Origin of the sequence: Rubripirellula lacrimiformis (genome assembly GCF_007741535.1) — a bacterium.
In the GTDB taxonomy this organism is placed as follows: Bacteria; Planctomycetota; Planctomycetia; order Pirellulales; family Pirellulaceae; genus Rubripirellula; species Rubripirellula lacrimiformis.
The window spans coordinates 1,675,616-1,696,928 of sequence record NZ_CP036525.1; the positions used below are offsets into that span (position 1 = coordinate 1,675,616).

Here is a 21,313-nt window from a genome sequence, read left to right on the forward strand (position 1 = left end):
CACACGGTGAAACGACAGGGGACGATGCACCGCGCGAGTATCCGCCGTGCGCATCGTTTAACCGCGTGGGCAACGCCCCGCGCGTCGGTGCGATGAAACGCGTGGCCCGCTGGGCACACGGTGAAACGACAGGGGACGATGTGCCGCGTGAGTATCCGCCGTGCGCATCGTTTAACCGCGTGGGCAGCGCCCCGCGCGTCGGCGTGATGAAACGCGTGGCCCGCTGGACACACGGTGAAACGAACAGGGGGACGATGCACCGCGCGAGTACTAGCCGTGCGCATCGTTTCACCGCGTGGGCAACGCCCCGCGCGCCGGTGTGATGAAACACGTGGCCCGCTGGGCACACGGTGAAACGACAGCGGACGATGTACCGCGCGAGTATCCGCCGTGCGCATCGTTTAACCGCGTGGGCAACGCCCCGCGCGTCGGCGTGATGAAACGCGTGGCCCGCTGGGCACACGGTTAAACGAACAGGGGACGATGCACCGCGCGAGTATTAGCTGTGCGCATCGTTTCACCGCGTGGCCCGACGGGCACACGGTGAAACGACAGGGGACGATGTACCGCGCGAGTATCCGCCGTGCGCATCGTTTCACCGCGTGGGCAACGCCCCCGCGCGTTTGGGGCGTCCATCAGACGCCGCTTGGGATGCTCCGTTGCCTGGCACAGCTAACTCGCTTGCAGCGCCTAGCCGGGCATCGCGACGGCGAAGCAGACTTCGCATTTGTTTCGGGCCAATTGCCGGATGACGACGGACTCGGGCTTCCACGATTCGACCTTGGCTTTCCAGCGGCTAATGGATTCGGACGCGTCGTAGTCGCCCAGTTTCAACGTGATCAGCAAGCCGCGGAAATCGCTTTGGCGGTTGGTGACGATGTTGCCAACGGTGACCAGCGTTTGATCGGGTTTGACGTTGGAATCGACCAGCATCCACTTTGCCCCACGAAATTCGCGGCGTGGCAGGTCTCCTCCGCGAGCCTGGATGTGTCGGAAATTGGGATGCTCGTCGATGCGTGGATCCATCTCGGCCGGGTCGACCCCGATCACTCGCATCCCAAGTTCCAGCAACCGGCCACATGCTCCGCCCGGTGCACTGCCGATTTCGACTGCCAGGTCGCCCGGCTGCATGTCGAACCCCGACCATGTGATCGCTTCGGCCGCTTTGTAGTAAGCTCGCGAAACCGGTGGGTCGGCGGGATTGATCGGTTGCACGGCGCCCGGCCATCTTGTCGGCCAAGTGGTTGCGGTATGAGTCCCAAAGAACCAATGCGACGGTTCCACCAGGACGACATCGAGCACCGATTCCCCAGGCTCGGCGATCCGATTGGCGGCGTCGCAGCGTACCCACTTGTCGCTCAGTGCGGCAAACACCTGCTCGGACACCAGCCCCGCGACCTCGTCGATTCCCGGTTCAAATCCAAACCGGCCGATCGCCGCTCGATCCTTGCTCCACACATGCAGTTGATCAAAGGGACGGCCTGCGTGATCGGAACCCTCCAGGGACTCGATCAACTTCTGGATCTGTTCGCTACCGTCTTGGCTGCGTGCTTGGCCGATCGACCACGACGATGTGCGGGCAAAGATTCCAGTCGGCAAGACCCGGCTGGAATCGTGCTTGGCCGTTACAAAACCAGGACGTGAGAACGCCAAACGCCATCCTTCGGCCGCAATCGATTGTTTGACGGCCAGTTCGGCGCCGTGGGCGCAGGTGATCATCGCGAATGATGGGGAAGCGTCGTTAGCAGGATTCATCGGTTGGTTCGGTGATCGGGGGTGAGAACAGAATCGGACGGCGTGGCGCGAACGTCACGCCGGTTCGCGGGGGGGGCGCCTGTTTTCTATGACGGATCCGTATTCAGGGCGGTCGACGCGGTGAACTTTTCGACTCGTTGTCGGATCCCCGGGATCAGCCGCGCCGCGTTCTGGTGGTACAGTTTGGCCAGCACGTCGTCGGGCAGTTCGACACCGTCGATTTGCCACATCCCCTGCGGCGGCGGGACTTTTTCGCTGTAGGGAAACGATTCGTCCCGGGTTTCGAAGAATCGCCAGTAGAGTCTCAGGCGGGCTTCGGGCCAAGGACCATCGGTGCCAAAGAGCAGTCGGTCGGCATAGCGGATCAGGAACTTTCGTGCGGTGTAGGGTTGCCGGCCCAGTTCCGAAATCCGGGACGCTGGTTCAATCGACAGGTTGGGATAGCGATCCAGCCACGCCGATACCAGCGACAGATCTTCGGCATTGTTGGCGATGTGGGCACCGATAAATTGAGTGTTCGGGTGCCGCTGGATCACTCGATTGCGGGCATCCAACAACTCCATCCGGCTGGGGAATTCACTGCCATGAAAGCTCCAGTCCGGGTGCCGGCTCAGTTCTTCCCAACGCTCGTTTGTTTCATCGATCGGATCAAAGAAGGCGGCTGGGTCGGCGGTGTGGATGATGATCGGAATGCCCAATGTGCCGCAGACGTCCCAGATCGGATCCCAGCGAGGGTCGTCGATTTTGATCAGGCTGCCGTCTGGATTTCGGTACTGTAGGCCAAAGCGTTTGAAAATCTTCAATCCGCTGGCACCTTCGGCAACGGCTTGGGTGATCGCTTCGGCGGTTCGCTGGGCGAATCCTGGTCGGTGGCAGGCCCAGGTGGCCGGATCCTCTTTTTCGCCTTCGCCTTGCCAATCGATGTGCGTGTAAACCACGAATCGATCGCGATAATCTTTCCACAGAAAGTCACGATGTTCGCGAAACTGGCTGCCCAGTTTTCCGTCTAGCGAGACGCAAACGGCGATCCGGTTGCGATCCATCACCGCCACGAAATCGTCGAGTGCACTTTGGCTGCTGCGAAGCTTGTAGTGAAAGTGCGTGTGGACATCGACGACCGGATACTTGGCAGCCGTTTTCAGGTGGGATTCGACTTTCAGCTGGCTATAGGGACGGAAATTGCGAAGCAGCAGTTCGCGGCCGTCGCGACCATCCAAGATCGACATCGGTTCAGCGGCGGTTTCCACCCGATCGGGCGATAATGAAGTCGGGCGGTGCGAGTCGGCATTGGGGGGCGTTTGACGGGGAGTCGTTTGTGCCTGTGCCTGTGCCTGTGCCTGTGCCTGTGCCTGTGTGCTGGCCGCCAGGAATCCGAATGTAAAACCGCAACCCAGCGCCAGGTTCAAAAGCGACACGTTCGATACAATGCAAATTCGGCACAGTGACACAGCAGAGATCATCGCACTATTCATGGTCAACGATTACGTTTCGGTTGGCGGGATGAGCGTTTCGTCGTTCGAAACGCTGCGAAAACGATGGGGTCGATGCGGTTTGCAAACAACTTAGATGCAGAACATGAATCACGAGCAAACCGAAATTCAATCGGTGGACGGACGATCGACCAGCCAAAAACTGTCGATGCGGGCGACCACGCCGCCCGCGGAGGTCCCAGGGTACCGGCTAACACAGTTTTTGGGATCCGGTGCCTTCGGGCAAGTTTGGGTGGGCATCGACCTGAACACGGGCCGCAGCGTCGCAGTCAAATTCTATCTGCACCGCGGTGGGGTGAATTGGTCGTTGTTGAGCCGCGAAGTGAAGAACTTGGTCACGTTGTCGGCCGATCGACACGTCGTCCAGGTTTTGGAGGTGGGCTGGGACGCCGATCCCCCTTACTACGTGATGGAATTGGTCGGTGGTGGGTCGCTAGAGGATCTGTTGGAGCGGCGTCCGCGGCTGCCGGTGACCGAGGCCGTGGCGATGTTTCGCAAGATTGGCGTCGGCTTGAATCACTGTCACGGCAAGGGGGTGCTGCACTGTGACATCAAACCAGCCAACATCCTGTTGGGGGATGATGCCGAGCCACGCTTGGCCGACTTTGGCCAAAGCCGGCTGTCGCACGAACAGACCCCAGCCCTGGGAACGCTCTTTTACATGGCTCCCGAACAAGCCGATCTGAATTCTACGCCGGATGCCAGTTGGGACGTGTACGCCGCAGGGGCCATACTGTACCGGATGCTGATCGGCACGCCGCCGTACCGCAGCGAAGAGGTTGTCGAACAGATCGATACCGCCGGATCGTTGCCAAAGCGGCTGGAACGGTATCGGGAAGCCATCGCTAGCGGCGCCGTTCCCGACGGCCATCTGCAGCACCGGGGTGTCGACCGTCCGCTGGCCAGAATCATTTCGAAATGCTTGGCGGTGGACCCCAAGGCTCGCTATGCCAACGTCCAGCAGATTCTTGACGATCTGGCCAAGCGTGAAACGTCGCGCACGCGTCGGCCGTTGATGTTGCTGGGAATCGTGGGGCCATTGTTGGTGTTGTTGGCCACGACGTTCTTTGGATATCGCAGCATCAAACAGGCCAGCACCAGCACGATGGGGGCGCTGCGGACCGAGGCGTTTGGCAGCAATCAGTTGGCGGCCAGCTTTGCCGCTAGGACTTTGGAAAGCGAGATCGCGCGTTACTTTCAATTGGCTCGAGACGAAGCCGCCAATCCCGAATTGACGCAGCAGCTGCGCGATACCTTTGCGTCTGCCGAGGTTCAGCAAACCTTGGCAGAAATTGCAGCGATGAAAACACCCGCACTGACCCACGGAAAAAGTGCTCCCCGCGACCGGTTGTTGGACAATCCACAACGCATCGATTTGGATAACGTCTTGTCCAAGCGATTGGCTCGGTACATCGGCGACAACGCCAGAGATCGACGGTTGCAACTGGCAACCATGTTCATCACGGACACCGAGGGAACGATCCTGGGGATTGTGTACGACGACACCGTCGACGAGTCCGAGAATAGTGCGGGACGGAACTTCTGTTATCGAACCTATTTCCATGGCGGTCACGTCGATTTTTCCAAGTCTGATGTGACCATTGGTCAGATCCCACCGCTAACCTCGACTCACCTGTCGGCCGCATTCCCCAGTACCGCCACACGGCTGTGGAAGGTTGCTGTTAGCACGCCGATTTATCTTACGGATGATCGCAGCAAGCCGGACGCGATCTTCGTTGTGACGATCAACTTGGGTGACTTTGAATTGCTGCAAAGCAAGGAAGGGGCTAATCAGATCGCCGTCTTGGTCGAGGCTCGCGAAGGTGATTCGCGAGGCACGATTCTGCAACACCCGTTGATGGATGCACGCCGAGTCGCCGGGCTAAAGGGCGAAGCGAAGAGTTATCAAATGTCGACCGTGTTGATGGACAAACTGCTTAGCGGAGGCGATGCTGACTACCTGGATCCGTTGGCCAAATCTTTGGACGGACAGGCCTATGCAGGTCCCTGGATCGCCGCCATGCAGCCGGTCGAACTACCGGAACTGTCGAGCGCCGGTGACGAAATCCTGGCTGGGCCACGCGGCACCTTGGGATCCACCGCCGACCTGTTGGTGTTGGTGCAATATCGTCTGGAAACCGTGATGGCGCCCGTCCACCAGATGCGGTCTGCCCTGCTGGTCGAAGGGGCCGCCGCGCTGGCCTCGATTTTGATGGTCACGTTGACGCTGTGGTTCTTCGTCCGCCGAGTCGCCATGACAGGAACCGACGTCGCCGATTCGGACGTCGGGCATCCCACGATCCCACGCGGAAGCACCGAAACGATGCCCGCAAAGTAATCCCCGCAGTTTCCTTCCCGCAGTGTCTGCACCGTCGTTGGGGGCAAAGTGCAGGCAGCCGTGGCGGCGTCCTAGCCGAACAGGACTTCGTCCTCGGGCGCGGTTCCGGTATCGGTGCGAGCCGAATAGAGACCTAGTTTCTGAAGAATCGCCAAGGTCGCAAACGCAGGGTTGGTGGTCGAGTAGCGTTTCCAAAGACGGCCTGGTTCGCGAGTCAGGCGGAAGAACCATTCCAGCCCGTTCCGCTGCATCCACGGCGGGGCCTGTTCCAGCATCCCCGCATGGAATGCGAATGCGGCGCCAACGGCCACCAAAGGCATCGATAGGCGGTCTCGCATTTCGTAAGTAAACACTTCTTGACGAGGGCATCCCAAGCCGACGAAGCAGAGGCCCGCGCCGCTGGCGTTGATCGATTCTGCCAATTCGTCGCGTTCATCTGGCGTCAATGTTCGGAATCGAGATGCTTGGCGGCCAGCGATCACCAAACCAGGGTACTTTTCGCATAGCCGATCAGCGAACTGGTCCAGCATTTCGGTGGTGGCGCCAAACAGGAATATCGGAACGTTGCATTCAGCGGCGGCTTGGCAAAGTCGCAGCGTTAGTTCAGGACCGTAGACGCGGTCCGGCAATTCGCACCCATGCAGATGGTTCAGTGCCCAGCGGACGGGTTGCCCATCCGGACAAACCAGATCGAACTGGTTCAAACGGTATTTGTGGTTGGCATCGCTGACGCCCGTCATCACGCCGTGGACGGCAAGCGCGGTGACGGACATCGATTGTCGACGCTGTCCGGCGGAAATGATTTTCGCGACGGCAGCTTCGTAATCGATGGCGCTGACGTTGATCCCGACGACGCTTCGTTTGCCTAGGTCAATCATGGTCGGTTGCGACAAATCCGGATGAGTCTGCGGTGGCACGATGGCCAGCATGGGATGGAAGGGATGGATGATCGGCATCGCGGTTTGGACCGCCAATGCGTTCGTCGACGCCGGCAACGCTATCACGCAGTTGTCCGATCATCGTGCGAACGTCAAAGGTTTCTGCGTACAGTTCAAGCGCCCAGCGGACGATTGCAAGTTTGTCTTTGACCGCCATGTTCATCGCCGGAAAATACGACATGTCATGATCGTCTTCGCTGCCAAGAAAATCGGGGGGATGCAGCAACAGTGACGGTGGCGTACCTGTCATTCGGCAAAGTCGAATCGCGGTGCGAAAGTAAGTCTTCGCCGCCAAGGTCGAGAAACTAGCCAGGTAGGTGAAGTAACTGAAGTGAATCGGCGTCCGTGTCCAGGGCATCACCGTGACCGGCATTTCCCAAAGCTGCGAATCATCGATCGTTCGCAAAAACGGTCGATTGGGCTGCCGCAGCGACGAGAAACCGCCGTAGAGCTTCTTGGCCCGTTCGCGCTGTTCGCCCTTCAGGTCGCTTTTGATCAGAAACGCCATCCTCGCGATGGGGGCGATGGATGTGGGGAAAATCGACGCGTCGTAGGCATAGTCCAGTTCGCTAAGGACTCGCAAAACAGAGTCCGGGCAACTGAACCCCGGACCGCGGAATCCAAGCGGACGGCGGCCAAGTGATTGTGCGATCCGCTGATGCGTGGTTTCAATCTCGCTGACGATCTGTTCCTGGTCCATCGTGTGCATCCACGGCAGATGGTTCAGCGAGTGGTTGGCGGCTTCCCAGTCGGCAAGACGATCAAAGGATTCAATCGCATCGATGTTGGATCGACCGACATCATCATCGGATAGATCGCGGCCAACGACGAACACTGTTAGCGGCAACTGGGAATCGCCCAGCACATCGACAATTCGGTCGATCACCTGCGGCAGATAGCCTGGGCGTTGGGCCCAATCTTCGCGACCGGCTGCGCGCAAGTACGCCCACTGGTTGTCCAGATCCATCGACAAGCTTGCAATCGGTCGGGTCATGGGTCCCGCCGGTTGTTCGTGACGCTGTTGTTTGTGGCCGACATGCCCATCACGTGCCGAACCGCGGCCAGGCCTCCGGCAGCCGCCCACTGCGGGGTTCGGTTGGCGACCGACTGTTGGGCGGCCCGTCGCATTTGGCACATCGCATCGGCGGAGACCTGAAAGTACTGATCCAGCACGCTGGCAAGTTCACCATCGATCATCGGGTCGTATCGGAAACCATTGACTCCGTTTTCAATCAACGTCGTGACGGCCTGCGCATGGATGCTGCCGACAACGGGAAGTCCCACATGCAACGCCTCGTTGACCACTAGCATCCATTCGTCGGCCAGGGTCGGTGCCACCAGACATCCGTATTGGGTCATGTCCAACGATAGGTCGCTGGGGGTTCGGTTCCCCAACACCTTCAGTTCCAAGTTGTCGGGCGTCGATTGAGATTCGATTTGCGATTGCAGGGGCCCGTTGCCGATGAATGTCAGTTCGATCGGTTGATCGGGACGTTGGCTGGCATAATTGGAAATCTGCGACATCAAGGGCAGGACTCCCTTTCGTTGGCTCAGTTGCCCCACGACCAGCAGGCGATTTCGGGTTCCCGGTTCTTGGGGACGCAGCGGGCCGCGATGAATGGATCGATCATCGGCGGCGTAAGGCAGCGGAAATAAGTTTTCCTCCGGTGCACCGGATTGTTCTAGATAACGTTTGCATGACGGGCCGTTGTAGGTGATCGCGTCGGCACGCCCGATCAGCCAGCGACGCAGATAGCTGCGCAGGATGCCACGGCCCAATTCGGTTCGCTCGCTCATGTAAGTGCAAAGCACCAGTTTCGTGTCTGGGTTGCGTTTGCAATGCAAGGCGGCGCCGGCCGATCGGGCACCCAGTTCTAGCGACATCACCACATCGGGGTTCAAGCGGGCAAGCTGAGATGCCGTGTCGTAAGGGAGATGGACGTACAGTGGGTCGTCAAACCCCGCGGTCCGGTGACGCCATTTGCGACGCAGTGTCCACGTTTTCTGGACCGTGACGTCCAGGTCGGACCAATCTGGTTCGAAGTCTCGGTTCGGTTCAACCGGGGTGCTTAGCAGCACATGGAAGTCTCGGATCGATGCCGCCAGCGACTCGAGCACCCGGACTTGATAGAGCGGGATGTAATGTGTCAGAAACACCACTCGTGCATCGATCAACGAACTTTCAATTTCGGTCGAATGGTCGGAGCGTGTTTGAGGCAACATCGCACTCCTACTCACTTCCGCGTCCTAGGATCGGCACCTTCAGTGTCTGGATGATCAGCCGCACGTCTTCGATCAAGTTGAATTCGTCGAGGTAGCGGAGGTCCAGTCGCATCCATTCGTCGAAATTTTTGACTTCGCCTTTCTTGATCTGCCAATAGCAGGTCAGGCCGGGGCGAACATCCAAACGGCGGCGGTGCCAGGGTACACAGGCACGGCTTTCCAGCCATGGTAACGGACGCGGGCCGACCAGTGACATTTCGCCCTTCAGCACGTTCCACAATTGCGGCAGTTCGTCGATGCACGAGCGACGCAAAAAACGTCCGGTTCGGGTGATCCGAGGATCGTTTTCGATTTTGAATGCTGGCCCGTCGCGGTGGCTATGTTTGCGTAGATCGGCCTGCATCTTTTCGGCGCCGACGACCATCGTTCGCAGTTTGTAGATCGTGAACGGTTTGCCGTGGCGGCCTTCACGGGTCTGCTTGAAAATCGGCGTGCCGCGATCTTCCCATCGGATCTTGGCCATCGCGGCCAGGATGATGGGGCCACAGACCACTAGCCCGGCAGACGATGCGACGATGTCGAAGGCCCGTTTGAAAAACAGACGGCCGATCGGCGGTTGCGCAAACATTTCGTGCTGCATCACGCTGGGTTCGCGGTCGCTGTTCCATCGCTGGCCGCCGTTGCCGCCGTTGCCGTCGTGTTCGGCGATCACGCCTGCGCTAGCAAATTCGGGGCTGGGCGGGACCGGATGGGCGCGGTCGGTGCGGCGTTGGCTTCCGCCGGTGGGCGGATCTTCATCGGGGGTAAATCCGTCGGGATCATGAACTCGCAGGTTCAGTTCGACCTTTAGGTTGTTGCTCCGCAACAGATGGTCGATCCGATCCATCGCCGAACGACCGCCCATTTCCGGAGTATCGACCAGAAGGACACCGAACATGCCTGGGCCAATGATGCCCTTCTGGTCGGTCATCCGAAGGTTTCGGTGTAACAGACGAAGAAGTCGACGAGCTTGAAGACGATGTTTTTCAGTCGTCAACAGCCGGATGGTGATGATGCAAAACGGAATCGATCGGCGTGATGCCCGAACGCGTTCCTTGGCGATCTCTCGATGGAACAAGGTCTCGCTAAGCAATAGGGGATCTCGAACGCCTACCATGGGCAGACGTCGTCGAAAGTCGTAAATCCAAGATCCAAGCACTTAGGGCTGCTCTGCTCAATCGGCTTCGACGTGCGGCCTGCACGTGTCAGCGGTTTTGTGGGTGGGGCAAATCGTTTGTCGCGATCACAATTCGTGGCCAACGAAATGTTTCGTGAGCGGAAATCCGCCTGGGGGCACTGCAAATCAGTCCGTGGTTTATCGAGGTCGCGCGATCGCAAACTCTTCGTCAACGGCGTCCTCGAGGTCCCCTCCGCGTCCAAACTCTGAATCCGAGTCTAGTTGCGAAGTGGAAAGCTTGCGCGATGCTTTAGGACGCTTTTCCGGCAAATCAAGCTGGCTCGGCTGCGCTGCGTTCGTGGTCGCGACCGTCTGCGGCCCGCTTCGTAGCAACGCCTGCAGCATTCCGAAACAGACCCCCAGGATGCCGCCGACGATGGTCAGCAGGAATCGTGGTGGGCCGACCTTTTTCAGGTTCAGCGACGCCTGTTGGATGACGGAGACGTCCGACATGATTTCGTTGTCAAGTTCTTGCATCATGCGAGAACTTTCTAGGCTTTTCGAATGGCTTAGGTAGTTCGTTTCAGCGATGTCGGCGGCCCAGTTCAATTCGGCTAGCACCACCGCGTCCTGGTTCAACCGACGCAGTTCTTCACGAGCTTGGGCTAGGCTGGACGTCAACGAGTCCCGTCGGCTGGCGTATCCGGCCGCTGTGGTTTTGGCGGTTTGCAGATCCGACTCTAGACTCATTCGCAACGGGTTTCGGCCTTCGACCGTTTGTTCACGATCGGCTTGTGCCGAGTCGACCATCTCTTCGCCTTGGTCGATTTTGTCCTTCAGGATTTTGTAGCGTGGGTGACTGGCCGTGACCTTGGACAGTTCTTCGCCGTCTTGAATCTTGTAACCGTACAGTTGGGTGCGCATCCCATCGACGGCATTGTTGGCGACCTTGGTGACTTCCATCGGAATCCACTCTTCGATCGACGTCAAACGCGCGGTCAGCGATTCCGCCTTGCTTTTGGATTCCGCCAACTCGCTGTTGGTTTGGTCCAGCGATAGTTCCAGGTTCAGGATTCGTTCACGCAGCGACGCCTCGGCCGATGCCGCGCTCATCCAACCCATTTCGTTTTTTGTCGTTTGCAGTTTCTTTCGCGCATCCACCGCCGTCGCGTGGCTGAGCGAGGTTTGCTGTTCGAAGAAATCTAGCGAACCGGTCGATTGGTGAGCCTCGACGTGATAGGCGCCGTATTCGTCCATGTACGCCTGGACCACCTTTTGGGCCACCAGCGGATCGGAGTAGTTTGCGGAAACTGACACGGTATAGCTGTTCTTGGGGACCGCAATCGTGACGGCATTGGTCACCTTTCTAACCGCGGCTTCATGAGCCAGTTGGCGATCGTATTCGGTGCGGTCCATCCCGCTGACTGGGTCGTCGGTGGATGCCGGAACCGCCGATTGGGTCCATTGGCCGATGCGGTTGCCGAGTCGATCGATCCAGGTTCTTGGGAAGTTGATCTCGCGGGCGCCGATCCGGCGGACGACCCGGTCGGCGACCTCGCGGCTGCTAAGCATCTCTGAAATGCTGGCGACCTCGGATGAACGGCTGTCCTGCAGTGACACCACTTGGGATGCGTCGGCAGTCGGGTCAATCGTCAATGCTCCGCGACCCAGACGGGCATAGAACATCCCGTCACTGATGTACTGATTGGGCATCGACCACAACAATCCCGCGATCACGACCGTGACGATCGCAGCAGTGGTCAACACCGACGGCATTCGGGTGACCATCGTCTTCGCAAGGTCGGCAGGCGTCAGCGCATCCCAGCCACTGGTGGAAGTGTGGGAATGTGCAGAGTCGCGTCGCGAGCGGTTCAGACGGTCCATGCGAAATGTCGATCCTGGAAAAATGTACTGGGGCAGTCGATTGGTTTGGCGTCATTCGTTGGCGACTGGGGTCGCCGTCGGTGCAAAGACGCCACTCGTTTCAACACTCTCACCCACAGGGTGGTTTGCGTGCCCCAGTCGCGTTCGGGGGGATGCAGGCACGTTAAGATGCGGGGGAAAGGCGGAATGTTCAGGATGTACAAGCAAACGCTCCTATGCCACTCAAATCGCGTAGGACCGCAAAAATACCCGCCCTTTTTGTAAATAGAATGTCGTTGATTCGGATTAGGTACGCAACGATTTCGTGTTGGTGAACTTCGTAAGGTGGCCTTCTGCACCGTCTGGCGGGGATTGCGGGTTCCCGCTGTTCCGCTGGTGTCTTAGTGATCAGGCGGACATCCTTTGTTGAAAAACTTCCGTCGCTTTTGCATCATGATTCGCGTGGCGGCTCCTGTCGGGCAATGCGCACGAGTCGCCGCAAAGTGGGTTGATTTTCCACTTTCAGCTACGAGAACCCCGTTTTCATCGACGAAAGTGATGAACAGGGCTGGGGTGCGATCGGCTTCCAGATCGAACCCGCGGTTGGGCGTGCTGGAGTTCGGGGTGTGTGTGCCTACCACCGGGTGGACATCTGCTGGCACTCGGTACGGTTAGGGGCGGGGGAATGTGTTTCCCCAGACTTGCCGTCTTTGCGTTTGAACTTTTTGATAGTTGGTCTCGCTTTATGTCGATCTCTCGCGTTCTTGAACCCAAGGCTTCGGATCTCAGCCAAGAAGCATGGGACTATCACAACATGGACCTGCTGGCCGTGAACCAGCGTTTCGTGACGGACCTAATGGCTGGCGATTTGTCGGCCGGCAACCGCAACGCACCCGGTCCGGCCGCCGAGACGCCATCCTTGGTGGGGCCCCGTGTGATCGACTTGGGATGCGGTACGGCGCAAATTCTGATCCTGCTGTGTCAGCAGCACTCGGCGGTCGAAGCGATGGGGATCGATTCCGAGGTTGCGATGCTAGAGATTGCCAAGGTGGAAATCGACATTGCGGGCATGTTGGACCGGATCCTGCTGCAACACGCGGACGTGACCGACATGGACGTTTTCGAGGATGGGATGGCTGATGCCGTGATTTCGAACACGGTGATGCATCATTTGGATCAGCCGGAACTGGGTTTCGCGACCGCGGTGCGTCTGGTTCGGCCGGGGGGGCGATTGTTCGTCCGCGACCTGTTTCGGCCGGATACCGAAGACCAGGTCGAATCGCTGGTCGAGGCCCATGCGAATGGGGAATCCGATTCGGGCAAGCAGATGTTGCGGCAATCGTTGTGGGCCGCGCTGACTCTCGACGAGGCTCGGCAGATTGGCAGCCAACTAGGGGTCGACCCAGAATCGATTCAAATGACCAGCGACCGTCACTGGACAATTGACTGGATCAAGCCTGATTTAGCGGTCACCGCTTGAATTGATTATTTACGATACTGCTCTGTCGCGTTGACGTTTGGTCCAGATCCACTTTGGAAACGACGGCGCGTGAACCGCTGCGGGGTATGTTGGACGTTTGTTTGGGTGGTCGGCCGTTTTGTGCGGCGATCGCTACCGATGGAAAGAATCGAATCCTATGCGTACATATTTGCAGCTGTTAGACGAAGTTCTGCATCACGGACTTGACCGAGATGACCGAACCGGCGTCGGGACGCGAGGGCTGTTTGGTGGCCAGATGCGGTTCGACCTGTCCGAAGGGTTCCCACTGCTGACGACCAAGAAAATCCACATTCGTTCGGTGATTTACGAGCTTTTGTGGTTTCTGAAAGGCGATACGAACATCAAGTATCTGCAGGACAATGGTGTCAAAATCTGGGACGAGTGGGCCGACGACAAGGGTGACCTTGGACCGGTCTATGGGCACCAGTGGCGGTCCTGGGGGACTCCCGATGGTGGCACAATCGATCAGATCGCATGGGTGCAGAACGAGATTCGCACCAACCCCAAGTCGCGCCGGTTGATGGTGTCCGCTTGGAACGTGGCGGATGTCCAGCACATGGCGTTGCCACCGTGCCACTGCATGTTCCAGTTCTATGTCGCGCGCGATCGATTGTCCTGTCACTTGTATCAACGCAGCGCCGACATGTTCTTGGGCGTCCCCTTTAACATCGCCAGCTACGCCCTGTTGACGATGATGATGGCCAAAGTGACTGGGCTGAAACCGGGCGAACTTGTCCATACGTTGGGCGACTTCCACCTGTACCGCAACCACTTCGAACAGGCTCGCGAGCAACTGAATCGGCATCCGCGGCCATTGCCAACGATGCAAATCAGATCGACTCCTGATTCCGTGGACGGTTTCGAGTTTGATGATTTTGTCTTGGTCGACTACGACCCGCATCCAGCAATCAAGGCACCCGTGGCCGTTTAGGTCGATTTGGGCTGCTGGGCAGTCCTGCTGGTTCGGCTGCTATACGGCAGCGATGCTTTTTCGCGAAGCTGCGGCAGGTTCGGGGGGACGCGTCGTTTGCGGTCACCTGGGCGGCTGGGCCGGCTTGGGGTGACGTGTGGGTTCGGGAGGTTTCGTGGTGATTGGAGGGGGACAGATGGACGGAAAGGATGGGCAGGATGGCGATTTCGCGGGAAACGCGGTTGCTGGGGATCCCAGCGGTCCCGTGATCACGGCGGTGGTCGCCATGACGCCTAGTGGCACCATTGGATTGAACGGCGATATGCCGTGGCGATTGCGAGCGGATTTGCAGCGGTTCAAGCGGATGACGATGGGGGGCGCCTTGATCATGGGCCGCAAGACCTATGATTCGATCGGGCGGACGCTGCCGGGACGTCGCACGATCGTCGTCACGCGCAGTTCGCAGTGGTCCGCGGCGGGCGTGGATCGTGCGTCCAGCCCCGACGAAGCGATCCAAATGGCTGTTGGGCAGCCGATTTATGTGGTGGGAGGGGCTGAAATCTATCGACAGCTGCTGCCAAAGTGCCAAGAAGTGTGGTTAACACGGGTTTGGTCGTCGGTGGTTGGCGACACCCAACTGTCGATCGACCTGTCTGATTTTCGGGTTTTAGAGCAAACTCGAGTGCCCTCATCACCCCGAGATGAGGTACCAACTGAATTTATTCGCCTCTTTCGGTGAAATTCCTGGGAAAATCTTGCCCCGTCCCCATTGAGCAAAAAGGGGGCCGGTCTGTATATTCCGGGATTCTTGGCGGGACCATTGCATCGATTTTGCTCCGGTTACCGTCTCCACTCACCTACCTGATGAAACTTTCACCGGAGTCTGGTTATGCCCCGTTTGATGGGCGTTGATATTCCCAACGACAAAAAAATCCAATACTCGCTGACCTATTTGTATGGCCTGGGGCTGTATAGCGCTCGCGAGGTTTGCGAAAAGTTGGGGATCGATCCGGATCGACCGGCAAGCGACCTGAACGAGGATGAGCTCGGTCGCATCGCCGCAATGCTGGAGCGAGATTACACCGTCGAAGGTCCCCTTCGTCGCCAAATTGCCCAAAACATTAGCCGCCTTCGCGAAGTGAAGTCGTACCGTGGCATGCGTCACCGTGCGAGTCTTCCTGTGCGAGGTCAGCGCACCAAGACCAATGCCCGGACCCGGAAAGGTCCGCGTAAGACGGTTGCCGGTAAAAAGGGCGTCAAAGACCTCCGTTAATACGGTTGTCTTTAGTCAGTGTCGTTCGGTTTGCTCGCCCTTTTGCGGCGAGCCGGTGCCGGCAAGGGCTAGCACTAGGCGTTTATCGCCGAACGATTTTATTCAAGCCAAATACCTTTCAGCCATCACGAGACCTTTGCAGTGGCAAAGACCAACAAAAAGAAACGCGTTCGTCGCAACGTATCGAGCGGTATCGCGCACATTCACGCGACCTTCAACAACACGACCGTGACCATCACCGACCCCAAGGGCGATACGCTTTGTTGGGCAAGTGCGGGCACGAGCGGTTTCAAGGGGAGCCGAAAGAGCACTCCGTTTGCCGGTCAATGTGCTGCTCAGCAAGCTGCTGAAAAGGCCACCAAGTTTGGCATGCGTGACGTCGAAGTGAAGGTGAAAGGTCCGGGCTCGGGTCGCGAAAGTGCGATCACATCGCTGCAGGCCGCCGGTTTGAACGTGAAGTTGATCGAAGAAGTGACGCCGATTCCGCACAACGGATGCCGTCCTCGCAAAAAGCGTCGCGTCTAGTTCTGTCGACTTCAGGTTTGCCGGGCGCTGGTTTTTCCATCAGCTGCTTGCAAACTGCGTTCACCTCAAGAACGTCGATCGTCGGCGATGACGACTCTGCCCGCACAGGGTTCCATGTCATTCGCCGTGTGTCCGTTCTTTACCGTTCAAACAATCCACTCTCATATCTGGTCCCACAGGACTGAGGTCACATGACAATGCATATCCGTTGGCGTGGCATGGAACTTCCCTCCGCATTGGAAGTTGACCGTGATACCCTGACATCGTCGTACGGCAAGTTTGTTGCAGAACCATTTGAGCGTGGCTTCGGCTCTAGCGTCGGCAATAGCCTGCGTCGAGTGTTGCTTTCCAGCTTGATGGGCAGCGCCGTTACGCAAATCAAGATTCGCGGTGCCCAGCACGAATTCACTTCGATCCCCGGTGTCGTCGAAGACGTTACCCAAATCGTTTTGAACGTGAAAAGCTTGGTTGTTCGCAACCACAGCGAAGCCACGCGAGTGATCACCGTCGAAGCCAACAAGGCGGGCGTGATCACCGGTGCTGACGTGCAAACCGACGCCGACGTCGAAGTCATCAACAAAGATCACGTCATCGCGACCCTGACCGATGACGTTCCGTTCATGATGGAAATGGTCGTCGAGAATGGCCGCGGTTACGTGCCTAGCACCGAACACAGTTCGGTCGATCACGAAATCGGCATCATTCCAATCGATGCGGTTTTCAGCCCGATCACTCGAGTTCGTTACGAAGTCGAAGAAACTCGGGTTGGTCAGAAGACCAACTACGACAGGTTGAACCTGGAAATTTGGTCCGACGGTTCGGTTAGCCCCGAATTGGCATTGGTCGAATCGGCCAAGATCCTTCGCAAGCACCTGAACCCGTTCGTCCAGTATCGCGAACTGGGGCCGAGTATTTTCTCGGCTGCTCGTGGTGGTGCCGGATCGCCCGAAGCCCAGCTGGAAGCGAAGCTGAACATGACCCTTGGCGACCTTCGGTTGTCGGTTCGTGCGAATAATTGCTTGGAAAGCGAAAACATTCAAACGGTTCGGGACCTGGTCCAACGAACCGAAGATAGTCTGCTAGAAGTTCGCAACTTCGGCGACACAACTCTGAACGAGACTCGCGAGAAGCTCGCTCAGTACGGATTACACCTCGGCATGCGAGTTCCGAACGCTCCATTGTTCTAAGCCCTGCGGTTTGGATCACGGGACGGCGGATCGTATCGCCCCCTTCACATCACCCTGAAAACTTTTTGACGGACATATCGCCATGCGTCACCGCCGACGAGGCCGCACGCTCGGTCGCAGCCCGAGCCACCGTAAAGCATTGTTGAAGAACCTCGCCAGCGCTCTGTTTTTGACAGAACGCGATGCGACTTACGACGACAACGCACCCAAGGTTGCCGGCCGCATTACGACCACGTTGCACAAGGCCAAAGAGGTTCGTCCTCTGGTGGAAAAATGCATCACGATCGCCAAAAAGTCGCTTCCAGCGGCTGAAGAAGCTCGCAAGTTCGAGCCGAAGGGTGAACGTGGCAGCGACGCTTGGAAACAATGGCGCACCAGCGACGAATGGTCCAAATGGGCCGCTGCTCGTGCTCCTGTCGTGACCGCGCGTCGTCGCGTTGTACAGTTGATCGGTGACAAAGAAGCCGCCAAGATTCTGTTCGACACGATCGCCGAACGTTTCGTGGATCGTCCCGGTGGATACACCCGTGTTCTGCGTTTGGCCACGCCTCGCTTGGGCGATAACGGCGAACGTGCGATCCTGGAATTGGTCGGTAAGAACGATCGAGTCAAGCGATCGGCCGAACGTCCTTCGTTCGAAGACGAAGCACCAGCACAAGAAGAAGCGGTCGCCGCATCTAGCGACGAATAGGCCTACCCGTTTCGGGTAACCGCCGCAAAGAATTCAAATGCCTCGTTCGTGTTGATCACGAGCGAGGTTTTTTGATGCGCGGGCGATGGCGGCTATTGCGGCGGCGGAGGCTATTCCGCTGGCGGAGGTGATTGCGGATCCGGGCTAGTCGGTCGGATGCCCCACTGCCCCAGGCCGCTGGGATGTCCAGATCCGCAGGCTTTGGGGGCGGGCCCCATCGCTAGTTGGATCGGCCGATGCGTGGAGGCATCAGTGTCCTTAAGCTTCGATGCCTTGGATTCGTCGCCAAGTGCGAAGTTGCGGATCGATGCCAATCCGCGCGGTCAAGGCTCGCCAGGATTTGGCGGTTTCGGCCAACGATTCGGCCGGAGTCGACTTTCCGCCGAGGCATCGGATGACCTGGTCGTCCAGTGCGGCGTAGTACTCTGCCGCACCCATGACTTGGATCGTCGGCAACGTGACGGGGGTGTCTAGTTTTTGCGTCAACCACTGGGCGTATGGATCGCTAAGGTCATGGGCGTCGCTGATCCGCACGGGGGCAAACGGTGCGATTTGACGCCTCGCCGATTCGCTGCTTTCGCCGCCGGTGATCCACTGCACAAAGGTGCGGGAGGCATCGGTTTGGCGACAATTGGTGGTGATTGCGATCACCGAAAGCCAAGGATCGAACAGCGGTTTGTTTTGGTTCAGCGGATTGGTGCCGCCCGGCAACGGGGCCACACGGATCTCGGATTCGTTGCCCGGTGGACGAGTGGGGAATCCGATTCCGCCGGCGATTTTTTGGTCAAGCAAGTCGGACCAAACCTGGTCGGGAGTCCGGCGTGGCTGTGGGTAGCGGGCGACGGTTTTTGCCATCAACGCTAGCGAATCAATGTAGGTTTCTTCATCGATCGTGGGTGCGAAGTTTTCGCGATTGAACAGCCATCGCTGGGCCGAACCGGCTGCACGCCACAGGAACATCGCGGCTGCCCATCCGGGCGCGGTTGGTTCGCCAGCTGCCTGATTGGCTTGCTCGCCGACCCATTGATCGTAGTCGTGCCAGGTTGCGATCGGGCTATCCGGCGCCGTGGATTCGGTGGTCAACAGGGCTGGCAACGTGGACGCCAGCGGCAATGCGTAGGCGTTGTTTCCGAATCGAACCACACCGCCCCGCAGCGCTGGATACAGGTCGTCGATCAGTTCCTGCATGTCGTCGCTGGCCATCGGCGCGATCGCGTCATTGGCTACCAATTCGGCGACTGCGTTTAGCGGCACGACGACCACGTCACTGTTTTCGGCGGCGGCGATCAGGTCGGCGATCGGGGCGCTGGAATCGCGGCTGGTTTGGGTCGTGGTGATCTTCAGCGGTTGATCGCTGACCGAACCCCAGCTGCGGTTGATCGCATCGGATTGGATTTTCGTCGCGGCCATCGCGATCCGCAGCGGAATGTCGGTTCGCAGCGGCTCGCTGATCGGTGCCGGTGCATCCGAGGGGCCGCATCCTTGGACTGCGGCCAAGCAAGCGGCAGTCCCCAAGATCGCGTTTCGGCGGTTCAACATGGGGGGGCCAGTTTTGGACACGCGGATCACTCGAACGTTCAAAGGGAGGGCTGGGACGAATGGGGACGTCGTAGCTGCAGTCGTCCACCGTACGTACTATGATGCATCCCTGTTCAAATCGAACGGAGGACTGAGCGGAAAATAAGTGTCTGGCCCCCTTTGTGCAAAGCACCCGCAAGGCCGGTTCCCGGCAAATGGGGGCGGACACTTTTTCTACGCACGATCCTTCACCACAATCGTTCGGCCGCTCGCATGCGTGATGAGCGACTCTTTCTTCTCTTGTCTTCGCGATCCAAGCAAAACATGAACTATTACCTCGGAATCGATGTCGGAACCAGCGGCACCAAAACTCTATTGATTGATGCTGCCGGGGCGGTGATTGCCGAAGCGGATGCCGAGTATCCGATGCACCAACCCAAACCGGGTTGGACGGAACAAGATCCCGAAGATTGGTGGAAAGCGACTGTCAAAACGGTTCGGGCCGTGATCAAAAAGTCCAAGGTCAAACCGGATCAGGTCAAAGCGATCGGGTTGAGCGGTCAGATGCACGGCAGCGTCTTTTTGGACAAGAACGACAACGTGATCCGCAACGCCCTGCTGTGGAATGACCAGCGGACATCGGCCGAATGTGACGAGATCACGGCGGCTGCCGGCGGCCGAAAAGGGTTGATCAAAATGGTCGCCAACCCGGCGCTGACCGGGTTCCAGGCGCCCAAGGTGTTGTGGCTTCGCAACAACGAAAAACGCAACTTCGACAAACTGGCAAAGGTGTTGTTGCCCAAGGACGACATTCGACGGCGACTGACCGGCGGATACGTCACGGAAGTCAGCGATGCTAGTGGGACTTTGTTCTTGGACGTCGTCAAACGAAAATGGTCCACGAAGCTGATCGGCAAGTTGGGGTTGGATGCGGACCTCTTGCCCGAAGTTGTCGAAAGTGACCAGGTCACGGGAACGTTGACGGCGGAAGCGGCCAAGAAGCTAGGGCTGACCACCGATTGTAAAGTTGTCGGTGGTGCCGGGGATTGCGCCGCCGGCGCGGTCGGCAACGGCGTCGTCAAAAGTGGTGTGCTAAGCACGTCGATTGGAACCAGCGGCGTGATGTTCGTGCACAGCGACCAACCGCAATACGACGCAGACGGTCGCCTGCACACGTTCTGTCATGCGGTCAACGGAAAGTGGCACATGATGGGCGTCAACCTGACCAGCGGCGGATCGTTGCAGTGGTGGGTCGATTCGGTGCTGCGTGGATTGGCCGGTGTGCCAGACGCCAAACGCTACGAAGCGGCGACGGCCGAGGCGGCGGCGGTGGTTGCCGGTAGCGATGGCTTGTTGTTTTTGCCCTATCTGAACGGCGAGCGAACGCCGCATGCTGACCCCAATGCACGCGGCAGCTTTGTCGGGATGAACCTAACACACACACGCGGCCACATGACACGCAGCGTGATGGAAGGGATCACGTTCGCACTGCGTGACAGTTTGGAAATCATCACTTCGATGGGCGTGCCTGTGCGTCAGGTGCGTGCGTCCGGTGGCGGTAGCAAGAACCCGATGTGGCGGCAAATGCAGGCCGATGTCTTCGGCAAAAAAGTCACCACCTTGGCCGTCGAACAGGGGCCGGCGTTTGGCGTGGCGCTGCTAGCGGCCGTGGGTGATGGTGCCTACAAATCAATCGAACAAGCCTGTGCGGCAACGATCAAAGTGGCCGACGAAACCAAGGCTGATCGGGCGGCGGTCAAAAAATACGATCAGTTGTTCCCGATCTACCGCGATCTGTACGGCCAGTTGAAAGAATCGATGGGCCAATTGGCAAAGTACCAAGCATCCTGAGCTTGGCTGTGACTGTCCGCGTGTGCCTGGCCGTTTCCGGCTGCGTTTGTTTCTTTAGAACCTGCTTCATTGAATCCCTCTTTTGAGATTGAGA

17 protein-coding genes are annotated in these 21,313 nt (G+C 58.4%); 9 read left to right on the forward strand and 8 right to left on the reverse strand.

Translation table 11 applies throughout. The features are described from left to right. Positions 1-690 precede the first annotated feature (690 nt). Positions 691-1,755: an SAM-dependent methyltransferase gene (locus K227x_RS05855; protein WP_145168664.1), complete on the reverse strand. Its 1,065-nt coding sequence runs from the start codon at positions 1,753-1,755 to the stop codon at positions 691-693. 86 nt (positions 1,756-1,841) lie between these two features. Next, positions 1,842-3,227, reverse strand: a complete 1,386-nt coding sequence (locus K227x_RS05860) for an amidohydrolase family protein (protein WP_246146571.1) — start codon at positions 3,225-3,227, stop codon at positions 1,842-1,844. 103 nt (positions 3,228-3,330) lie between these two features. Here K227x_RS05860 and K227x_RS05865 point away from each other — a divergent pair, with 103 nt between their 5' ends. Continuing rightward, positions 3,331-5,583, forward strand: a complete 2,253-nt coding sequence (locus tag K227x_RS05865; RefSeq protein ID WP_246146572.1) for a serine/threonine-protein kinase — start codon at positions 3,331-3,333, stop codon at positions 5,581-5,583. A 71-nt stretch (positions 5,584-5,654) separates the two neighbouring features. Here the strand turns inward: K227x_RS05865 and K227x_RS05870 are convergent, their stop codons facing one another. The 5 genes from K227x_RS05870 to K227x_RS05890 all read right to left on the reverse strand — a co-directional run bounded on the left by K227x_RS05870 (position 5,655) and on the right by K227x_RS05890 (position 11,784). Continuing rightward, positions 5,655-6,461, reverse strand: coding sequence for a WecB/TagA/CpsF family glycosyltransferase (locus tag K227x_RS05870; protein WP_145177334.1), 807 nt, complete (start codon positions 6,459-6,461; stop codon positions 5,655-5,657). After that, positions 6,454-7,515 (reverse strand): polysaccharide deacetylase family protein, encoded by a 1,062-nt coding sequence (locus K227x_RS05875; protein ID WP_145168667.1) that lies wholly within the window; start codon positions 7,513-7,515, stop codon positions 6,454-6,456. Before K227x_RS05875 ends, K227x_RS05870 begins: the two co-directional genes overlap by 8 nt. Next, positions 7,512-8,744, reverse strand: a complete 1,233-nt coding sequence (locus K227x_RS05880; RefSeq protein WP_145168668.1) for a glycosyltransferase family 4 protein — start codon at positions 8,742-8,744, stop codon at positions 7,512-7,514. The genes K227x_RS05875 and K227x_RS05880 overlap by 4 nt, the downstream gene beginning before the upstream one ends. Before the next feature lie 7 nt (positions 8,745-8,751). Beyond that, the gene (locus tag K227x_RS05885) at positions 8,752-9,714 is read right to left on the reverse strand and encodes a sugar transferase (RefSeq protein WP_246146573.1); all 963 of its coding nucleotides are present in this window, start codon (positions 9,712-9,714) and stop codon (positions 8,752-8,754) included. A 384-nt stretch (positions 9,715-10,098) separates the two neighbouring features. Further along, positions 10,099-11,784 carry a GumC family protein gene (locus tag K227x_RS05890; RefSeq protein ID WP_145168670.1) on the reverse strand — a complete coding sequence of 562 codons (1,686 nt, stop codon included), beginning with the start codon at positions 11,782-11,784 and terminating at the stop codon, positions 10,099-10,101. Positions 11,785-12,508: 724 nt separating this feature from the next. On the opposite strand from K227x_RS05890, the gene K227x_RS05895 reads away from it, so the two are divergent. The 7 genes from K227x_RS05895 to K227x_RS05925 all read left to right on the forward strand — a co-directional run bounded on the left by K227x_RS05895 (position 12,509) and on the right by K227x_RS05925 (position 17,850). After that, positions 12,509-13,243: a class I SAM-dependent methyltransferase gene (locus K227x_RS05895; RefSeq protein ID WP_218933794.1), complete on the forward strand. Its 735-nt coding sequence runs from the start codon at positions 12,509-12,511 to the stop codon at positions 13,241-13,243. Positions 13,244-13,400: 157 nt separating this feature from the next. Then, complete coding sequence (locus K227x_RS05900) at positions 13,401-14,195, forward strand: thymidylate synthase (protein ID WP_145168672.1); 795 nt, start codon at positions 13,401-13,403, stop codon at positions 14,193-14,195. 175 nt (positions 14,196-14,370) lie between these two features. After that, positions 14,371-14,913: a dihydrofolate reductase gene (locus K227x_RS05905; RefSeq protein WP_145168673.1), complete on the forward strand. Its 543-nt coding sequence runs from the start codon at positions 14,371-14,373 to the stop codon at positions 14,911-14,913. A 162-nt stretch (positions 14,914-15,075) separates the two neighbouring features. Next, positions 15,076-15,447, forward strand: a complete 372-nt coding sequence (rpsM, locus tag K227x_RS05910; protein WP_145177337.1) for a 30S ribosomal protein S13 — start codon at positions 15,076-15,078, stop codon at positions 15,445-15,447. Between the two features lie 141 nt (positions 15,448-15,588). Continuing rightward, entirely contained in the window at positions 15,589-15,972 is a 384-nt protein-coding gene (rpsK, locus tag K227x_RS05915; RefSeq protein ID WP_145168674.1) for a 30S ribosomal protein S11, read from the forward strand. A gap of 191 nt (positions 15,973-16,163) precedes the next feature. After that, a complete protein-coding gene (locus K227x_RS05920; RefSeq protein ID WP_145168675.1) occupies positions 16,164-17,159 on the forward strand; it encodes a DNA-directed RNA polymerase subunit alpha in 996 nt (331 codons plus the stop codon). An 82-nt stretch (positions 17,160-17,241) separates the two neighbouring features. Then, complete coding sequence (locus K227x_RS05925) at positions 17,242-17,850, forward strand: bL17 family ribosomal protein (protein ID WP_145168676.1); 609 nt, start codon at positions 17,242-17,244, stop codon at positions 17,848-17,850. 258 nt (positions 17,851-18,108) lie between these two features. Here K227x_RS05925 and K227x_RS05930 read toward each other — a convergent pair whose 3' ends face one another. Continuing rightward, positions 18,109-19,389, reverse strand: a complete 1,281-nt coding sequence (locus K227x_RS05930; RefSeq protein WP_145168677.1) for an extracellular solute-binding protein — start codon at positions 19,387-19,389, stop codon at positions 18,109-18,111. 303 nt (positions 19,390-19,692) lie between these two features. Here K227x_RS05930 and xylB point away from each other — a divergent pair, with 303 nt between their 5' ends. Further along, on the forward strand, positions 19,693-21,219 hold the full coding sequence (gene xylB, locus K227x_RS05935) for a xylulokinase (RefSeq protein ID WP_145168678.1): 1,527 nt from the start codon (positions 19,693-19,695) through the stop codon (positions 21,217-21,219). Positions 21,220-21,313 lie beyond the last annotated feature (94 nt).

Coding starts and splice junctions, on each gene's coding strand:
- K227x_RS05900 (WP_145168672.1), top strand. CDS start 13,401: ATGCGTACATATTTGCAGCTGTTAGACGAAGTTCTGCATCACGGACTT.
- K227x_RS05905 (WP_145168673.1), top strand. CDS start 14,371: ATGGACGGAAAGGATGGGCAGGATGGCGATTTCGCGGGAAACGCGGTT.
- K227x_RS05860 (WP_246146571.1), bottom strand. CDS start 3,227: ATGAATAGTGCGATGATCTCTGCTGTGTCACTGTGCCGAATTTGCATT.
- K227x_RS05880 (WP_145168668.1), bottom strand. CDS start 8,744: ATGTTGCCTCAAACACGCTCCGACCATTCGACCGAAATTGAAAGTTCG.
- K227x_RS05875 (WP_145168667.1), bottom strand. CDS start 7,515: ATGACCCGACCGATTGCAAGCTTGTCGATGGATCTGGACAACCAGTGG.
- K227x_RS05895 (WP_218933794.1), top strand. CDS start 12,509: ATGTCGATCTCTCGCGTTCTTGAACCCAAGGCTTCGGATCTCAGCCAA.
- K227x_RS05865 (WP_246146572.1), top strand. CDS start 3,331: ATGAATCACGAGCAAACCGAAATTCAATCGGTGGACGGACGATCGACC.
- K227x_RS05920 (WP_145168675.1), top strand. CDS start 16,164: ATGACAATGCATATCCGTTGGCGTGGCATGGAACTTCCCTCCGCATTG.
- K227x_RS05925 (WP_145168676.1), top strand. CDS start 17,242: ATGCGTCACCGCCGACGAGGCCGCACGCTCGGTCGCAGCCCGAGCCAC.
- K227x_RS05870 (WP_145177334.1), bottom strand. CDS start 6,461: ATGATTGACCTAGGCAAACGAAGCGTCGTCGGGATCAACGTCAGCGCC.
- K227x_RS05930 (WP_145168677.1), bottom strand. CDS start 19,389: ATGTTGAACCGCCGAAACGCGATCTTGGGGACTGCCGCTTGCTTGGCC.
- K227x_RS05855 (WP_145168664.1), bottom strand. CDS start 1,755: ATGAATCCTGCTAACGACGCTTCCCCATCATTCGCGATGATCACCTGC.
- xylB (WP_145168678.1), top strand. CDS start 19,693: ATGAACTATTACCTCGGAATCGATGTCGGAACCAGCGGCACCAAAACT.
- K227x_RS05890 (WP_145168670.1), bottom strand. CDS start 11,784: ATGGACCGTCTGAACCGCTCGCGACGCGACTCTGCACATTCCCACACT.
- K227x_RS05885 (WP_246146573.1), bottom strand. CDS start 9,714: ATGACCGACCAGAAGGGCATCATTGGCCCAGGCATGTTCGGTGTCCTT.
- rpsM (WP_145177337.1), top strand. CDS start 15,076: ATGGGCGTTGATATTCCCAACGACAAAAAAATCCAATACTCGCTGACC.